The sequence below is a fragment of the Rhizobium ecuadorense genome (assembly GCF_001187535.1).
In the GTDB taxonomy this organism is placed as follows: Bacteria; Pseudomonadota; Alphaproteobacteria; order Rhizobiales; family Rhizobiaceae; genus Rhizobium; species Rhizobium ecuadorense.
Genome location: NZ_LFIO01000703.1, coordinates 1 through 439 on the forward strand (window position 1 = coordinate 1; position 439 = coordinate 439).

The 439-nt window shown below is 59.5% G+C and carries 1 protein-coding gene; it reads right to left on the reverse strand.

All coding sequences use genetic code 11. The features are described 5' to 3' along the window. Positions 1–123: 123 nt before the first annotated feature. Positions 124–439: aromatic-ring-hydroxylating dioxygenase subunit beta (locus AF337_RS13415; RefSeq protein ID WP_280138848.1), on the reverse strand; the 316-nt coding region annotated here is incomplete at its 5' end.

A 439-nucleotide genomic window follows, 5' to 3' on the forward strand; every position in this document is an offset into this window, starting at 1 on the left:
CGAGAACCTTCTCGCCGTCCTTGCATTCGACGAACCGGGTGACCCCGTCCTCGAAGTTCAATGCGATCCTGTAGCTGGCCATGGAGCCCTCCTCATCAATCCCCTGCCGGCCGACGACACCTGTCAAACGTGATAGACGTCGATAACCTGGCGGATGTAGTCGTTCTTCAACACGATCTTCTTGCGCGCGATCAGCAGTGCGTCGTCGTCCTTGCGCAGCGTGGCGAACATGGTGCCGAAGAAGTGGTCGGTTACCTTGTAGCGATGGTTCAACGTGTGGAAGTTGTAGCGCACGTCGACTTCGTCGCCCCGATGCGCCAGCACTTCGACATTGGTGACATTGTGGCTCGTGCGCGGTTCCGGCGTGGAAGCGCCGGAGCGCTCGGTCTTGATGCGGAATACCCGGTCTTCCAGGCCGTCGCGGTTCGGATAGTAGATC